Here is a 5,334-nt window from a genome sequence, read left to right as displayed (position 1 = left end):
TAGCGTAAGCAGAATTTCCCTTCGTCGTGATGTCGCCGGTATTGTCGACAGTAACGGTTTCACCCGCATTTCCGCCCGCGCCACCCTTACCACCCACCGCTACGGATAGCGTTCCACCGGCGGCAACGGCGAAGGACGCTCCACCGTTTCCTCCTCCGCCGCCGACTGACTGTGCAAGAATGCCATGGGCCTTATCGCCTTCGGTCGTCACCACAAGACCGTTCGTGACGTGGACGACGCCGCCGTTGCCTCCTGCATCGCCGTCACCGCCGATCGAGAGAGCGCCTAGAGATATCGCGGCAGACAATCCACCGTTGCCCCCGCCTCCGCCGACTGATTGGGCTAGAATTCCTACAGACTCATGACCCCTGGTCGTTATGGACCCGGGACCGCCGACATCCACGGTAACGGTCTGGCCGTCACCGCCACCGTTTCCTTTTCCGCCGACACCGATGGCAACGTTAGTGCCACCGGCAAGGGCAAAGCCCCCGTCGCCACCGCCTCCACCGACAGATTGAGCTAAAATGCCCGCAGAACGATTGCGCCATGTGTCGATGACGAGCGAGCCCGGCGCTTGAGTAACGTTCACGTTGCCGCCATTACCGGCGCTGCCGCCGTCACCGCCAAGGGCTACGATGCCCACTGCAAAGCCGCCGTTACCGCCGCCGCCGCCGATCGACTGCGCGAGGATGCCGTGCGAGCCGCCCTGATCTTTTTTAACGTTCTCGTCTACGGCCTCGCCCAACGTCGTGATCGTTCCCGAAGCATTGACCGTCACCGTATTGCCGTTGCCGCCGCCGGCGCCGCCGGCGTCACCGCCAAGTGCAACAAGACTGACGCTGCCTGACGCGTTGCCACCTGCTCCACCGATGGATTGAGCAAGAATGCCGTTTGCATCGTTGCCGTTTGTCGTGATGCTTTCGGTGCTGGTGACCGTTACGGTCCCTCCGTCGTGGCCGCTTGTCGATTTTCCGCCGACGCGTGCAACCAGGAATAGTCCACCTGCTGCTCCAGCGCCGCCGCCGCCGCCAATTGACTGAGCCAGGATTCCATCCGCTCTCAAACCGTTCGTCGATATGATGCCGCTATTGTTTACCGTTACCGGTCCACCAAAGGCAGGCAGGCCACCCCTGCCGGACACACCCAACACGATCGCTCCGCCTGCGTTCCCGGCCCGTCCTCCATTGGCTTGAGCAAGAATCCCGCGGGATTCTTCGCCTGTCGTCGTGATCCGGCCGCTGTTGGTCAAATTGACCGATCCGCCGTTCCCGCCGCTGCCACCGTCGCCGCCGCCTCCAACCAGTCCGGCTGAGCCGGCGTTTCCGCCATTACCGCCATCGGCAATTGCCGAGATGCCATTCGATCGGGAGCCGTTCGTCGTTATGATTTGAGCATTCGTGACGGTGAGCTCGGCCCCGGCCCCTCCGGCGCCACCATTCCCCGCATTCAAAATGATAATCGAGCTGGCCCCGTTTCCGCCGTTCCCACCGGAGGTGAAGATGCGAATTCCGTCGCGATCATCGCCCGCAGCATTTATGGCTGGCCCAGCATACGTGAAGGATTGAGCTATGCCGGGCAAGCCAGGATCAGCATCGTCGCCAGAGAGGGGCGGCGATCCGTTAGCACCGGTGGCAGCTGGATTTCCTATACAGATGACGGCATCGGCGGGGCATGCGGAAAAAACAGTCGTCGGTACCAGAACTGTAGCAAACAGCGTGTAAACGCCGAAGAGAAAAGCACGCAACACAACGCGATGCATGGCTCACAATCCATCTACGCAAACATATGACGATCGCGCCAATTCGCGCGACTGATGAATTGGATTTAATTGCTAGATGATGAGCTTCGCTCGTCCATATTAAAAATGCCGATGAAGTTCTCTTGGCGCGAGAACGTGGCAGATCAGTAATACATCGTTTGAATGATGCGATTGATTCTCTTCGATTAAATTCGAAATGATTCATACGAGTAATATGGGGTTTTAGATGGCGAGTATCCCTCTGGATCCAACCACCACGGATCTGCGTCTCTCCAAGTTTGGGAAACAGCAGCGGAATTCCAAATGTTTTCCAATTCGGGAGAGTGGCGACCCCGGCAGGATTCGAACCTGCGACCTGCCGCTTAGAAGGCGGCTGCTCTATCCGGCTGAGCTACGGGGTCGTGATCTCGCTGCCAAGGTTACGGCAGCTCATGATGCGCTCTATATCAGACCGCACCATTAACACCCAGGGCCAGCAGGCCCGGGTTCTATGCCGAAAGGCTTCAGTGGGTCCAGGCGCCCAGGCGGCCGAACTTGAAATTGTCGGCATACGATTTGCGCACGAGGCCGCGCGGCTTCGGCTCGTCCAGCCGGTAGGGAATGCCGTTGCGCTCGGCGTAGGCGATCGCCTCCTCCTTGGTGTCGAACTCGAGGCGAACCTGGGTGCGCGTGTCGGCCGAGCTGGTCCAGCCCATCAGGGGGTCGATCTGGCGCGGCACCCCCGCCTCGTGCTCGAGCACCCATTCCTTGGTCCGGGCGGTGCCCGACTGCATGGCGGTCTTGGCCGGTTTGAAAATGCGCGCCGTCATTGCCGTGTTCTCGCTCGTCTCATTGCACGCCGCAGGGCGGACATCAGAATAGAACAATTCTAGCTTCTGCCGGACAGGTTAACAAGCGGACGCATCGCACAGACATCGGCGTCAGCGGCGCAGCACGAAAGCGTCCCTCTCTGCCCGCGCCTGCCATCCTGCGCGCTCGAGCTCGGGATCGAGATGCTCCTCGACAGGCCAGCCGAGACAGAGATAGGCGACGAGGGTCCAGCCCTCCGGCACGTTTAGCGCCCGGGTGACGACGTCGGGCTCCAGGATCGACACCCAGCCGACGCCAAGCCCCTCGGCACGGGCTGCCAGCCATAGCGTGTGAACGGCACCGACGACAGAGTAGCGCAGCGTCTCCGGCATCGTCCTGCGCCCGAGGCCGGCACCGCGCTCCGTCTCCTCGTCGGCAAAGACGGCGATCTGGATTGGTGCGGCCTCGAGGCCCTCGAGCTTGAGGCGCGCGTAGAGCGCGCGCGTCTCGCCGTCGTAGCCTTCGAGGGCGGACCGGTTGGCGCAGAGGAACGAAGCGCGCACGGCCTCGCGGCACGGAGCAGTGCCCACGAGCACGAAGCGCCAGGGCTGGCAGTTGCCGACCGACGGGGCATGGCAGGCGAGGTCGATCAGGCGCTCGACGAGGGCCTCCGGAACCGGATCGGTGCGGAAGCGGCGTACGTCGCGGCGCCAGAGCACGAGGTCGCGGAAGGCAGCCGTGAAGTCCGGGCCGAAAGTCGGCGGGTTTGCGCTATCGTTAGCATCCGTCATGGCTTCACCATGGTGGACGCGAGCACGGTACGCAGCCCCGCAATGGCGCCGACGACGATGATGGCGGGCGCCTCGACGTGGTCCGCCCGCGTGGCAGCTACGAGATCGGCGAGGCGCGTATCGACGATGCGCTCGTCATCGCTGGTCGCGTGCGAGATGACGGCCGCGGGCGTCTCGGGGCTCATGCCGCCGCGCAGGAAGGCCGCAACGATCTCCTCGAGCTGGGCCAGCGCCATGTAGAGAATGATCGGCTGTCCGGTGGCGGCAAGGGCTTCCCAGGCGCAGGCCGCACTGTCGCCCTCGGCGCGATGGCCGGCGGCGAGAATGACCGCGTGGTTGGTCTCGCGTGTGGTGGCGGGAATGCCCGCAAGCGCCGGGGCGGCAAGACCGGATGTCAGCCCGGGGACGATGCGGAACGGAATACCCTCGCGCACGAGCGCGTGCGCCTCCTCCCCTCCGCGCCCGAAGACGAAAGGATCGCCGCCCTTGAGACGCAGCACCCGGCAGCCCCTCCTCGCCTCGGCGATGATCAGCTCGTTGATGTCGCGCTGCTGCGCAGACGGCCGACCGCCGCGCTTGCCGGCGAAGCGGATCTCGGCGCCGTCGCGGGCGAGACGCAGGATGCGCGGATCGACCAGCGCGTCATGCACGATGGTGTCGGCCGAGCGCAACGCATGGACGGCGAGCAGCGTGAGCAGGCGTGGATCGCCGGGGCCTGCCCCCACGAGCCAGACCTCGCCCGGCGCCATGTCCGGGAACTCGGGAAAGATGTCCGGCGGAAAGATCATAGTCGGCGCATCGGTGGTTCGGTCGCGATCGTCCAGGAAGGCCTGCAATGGTTGAAACCGACGGCGCCGGTGGCGCGTCCGGGATGCGGGGGAAGGCTCGGTGCTGAACGCGTGTCGGCGCCCGTGGGCGGGTCGCGCACCAGCTTGCGGATTGAGATAGCCTTTGCGTTCAAGTCCTGTCAAACAAAGGCGGTTTTCTCAATCGGACCCGTCACATGGCTCACCTGCTGCCTCGTCTCACCCTCGTCCTCGGCGGCGCGCGCTCGGGAAAGAGCCGGTTTGCGGAAGGGCTGGTCACGGCACTGCCTCCGCCCTGGGTCTATGTGGCAACGGGCGAAGCCCACGACTTAGAGATGACGGAGCGGATCGCCCTGCATGCTGCCCGCCGCGGGCCGGGGTGGGCCACACGCGAGGTGCCGCTCGCGCTCCCGGACGCCGTCCGCGAGGCGGCGGACGATCCCCGTCCCATGCTGATCGACTGCCTGACGCTGTGGCTCAGCAACGTCATGCTGACGGGGCGCGACATCGAGATGGAGTGCACGCAGCTCATCGACGCCTTGCGCAGCGCAGCCGGGCCGATCGTCGCCGTGTCGAACGAGGTCGGGCTCGGCATCGTGCCGGACAACGCGCTGGCCCGCGCCTTCCGCGATGCGCAGGGGCGCCTCAACGCAGCCGTCGCCGCCGAGGCGGATCATGTCGTGCTGATGGCGGCGGGCCTTCCCCTCACGCTCAAGCAGCCCTGACTCCCAAAAAGAAGCGCCTCAGGGCCTGTGATTCCGTCCGCTGTCTGATCTAAATTTGTGCATATCGCCTATTTTTTGTGCGTCCTTGTCGTCTTTCGTATAGATGGCGCGTCCCTGACACCCGAGCAGCCTTTCGGTCCGCCTCGTCCGTGGCAGCGGCGAGACGGGTCGCTCCCGTCTTTTTGTTTGCCAAAACCAACAAGACCGTGGGGAAGACCGACGAAATGCTCGACGAGAAGCTGGAACCGATTTTTGCGGACGTGCTGCGCCGCAATCCAGGGGAGGACGAATTCCATCAAGCCGCACGCGAGGTGCTCGACAGCCTCGGCGCCGTCATCGCCAAGCACCCACACTACGCGGAAAGCGCCCTGATCGAGCGCATCTGCGAGCCGGAGCGGCAGATCATCTTCCGCGTGCCGTGGGTCGACGACAAGGGCCAGGTGCAGATCAACCGCGGCTTTCGC

4 protein-coding genes, 1 tRNA gene and 2 pseudogenes are annotated in these 5,334 nt (G+C 64.1%); 2 read left to right on the top strand and 5 right to left on the bottom strand.

Annotated features, from left to right (window positions below):
* The 5 genes and pseudogenes from IT540_RS09045 to cobA form a co-directional block, all read right to left on the bottom strand.
* Positions 1 to 1,759 (bottom strand): annotated as a pseudogene (locus IT540_RS09045) (hypothetical protein); the annotation flags it as partial.
* Between the two features lie 324 nt (positions 1,760 to 2,083).
* Positions 2,084 to 2,160 (bottom strand) — tRNA-Arg (locus IT540_RS09040).
* A gap of 102 nt (positions 2,161 to 2,262) precedes the next feature.
* Complete coding sequence (locus IT540_RS09035; protein ID WP_291176062.1) at positions 2,263 to 2,568, bottom strand: ETC complex I subunit; 306 nt, start codon at positions 2,566 to 2,568, stop codon at positions 2,263 to 2,265.
* A 111-nt stretch (positions 2,569 to 2,679) separates the two neighbouring features.
* Positions 2,680 to 3,339: a 5,6-dimethylbenzimidazole synthase gene (bluB, locus tag IT540_RS09030; protein WP_291176058.1), complete on the bottom strand. Its 660-nt coding sequence runs from the start codon at positions 3,337 to 3,339 to the stop codon at positions 2,680 to 2,682.
* Positions 3,336 to 4,127 (bottom strand): uroporphyrinogen-III C-methyltransferase, encoded by a 792-nt coding sequence (cobA, locus tag IT540_RS09025; protein WP_291176056.1) that lies wholly within the window; start codon positions 4,125 to 4,127, stop codon positions 3,336 to 3,338. The genes bluB and cobA overlap by 4 nt, the downstream gene beginning before the upstream one ends.
* Before the next feature lie 215 nt (positions 4,128 to 4,342).
* Here cobA and cobU point away from each other — a divergent pair, with 215 nt between their 5' ends.
* Both cobU and IT540_RS09015 read left to right on the top strand, forming a co-directional pair.
* On the top strand, positions 4,343 to 4,870 hold the full coding sequence (gene cobU / locus IT540_RS09020) for a bifunctional adenosylcobinamide kinase/adenosylcobinamide-phosphate guanylyltransferase (protein ID WP_291176054.1): 528 nt from the start codon (positions 4,343 to 4,345) through the stop codon (positions 4,868 to 4,870).
* A gap of 224 nt (positions 4,871 to 5,094) precedes the next feature.
* Positions 5,095 to 5,334: pseudogene (locus tag IT540_RS09015) on the top strand (glutamate dehydrogenase); the annotation flags it as partial.

The sequence above is a fragment of the Hyphomicrobium sp. genome, assembly GCF_020852195.1.
Taxonomy (GTDB): domain Bacteria; phylum Pseudomonadota; class Alphaproteobacteria; order Rhizobiales; family Hyphomicrobiaceae; genus Hyphomicrobium_C.
The sequence above is the reverse complement of the archived record's forward strand: the minus strand, read 5'-3'. Positions and strand labels throughout refer to the sequence as shown.

Coding starts and splice junctions, on each gene's coding strand:
- IT540_RS09035 (WP_291176062.1), bottom strand. CDS start 2,568: ATGACGGCGCGCATTTTCAAACCGGCCAAGACCGCCATGCAGTCGGGC.
- bluB (WP_291176058.1), bottom strand. CDS start 3,339: ATGACGGATGCTAACGATAGCGCAAACCCGCCGACTTTCGGCCCGGAC.
- cobA (WP_291176056.1), bottom strand. CDS start 4,127: ATGATCTTTCCGCCGGACATCTTTCCCGAGTTCCCGGACATGGCGCCG.
- cobU (WP_291176054.1), top strand. CDS start 4,343: ATGGCTCACCTGCTGCCTCGTCTCACCCTCGTCCTCGGCGGCGCGCGC.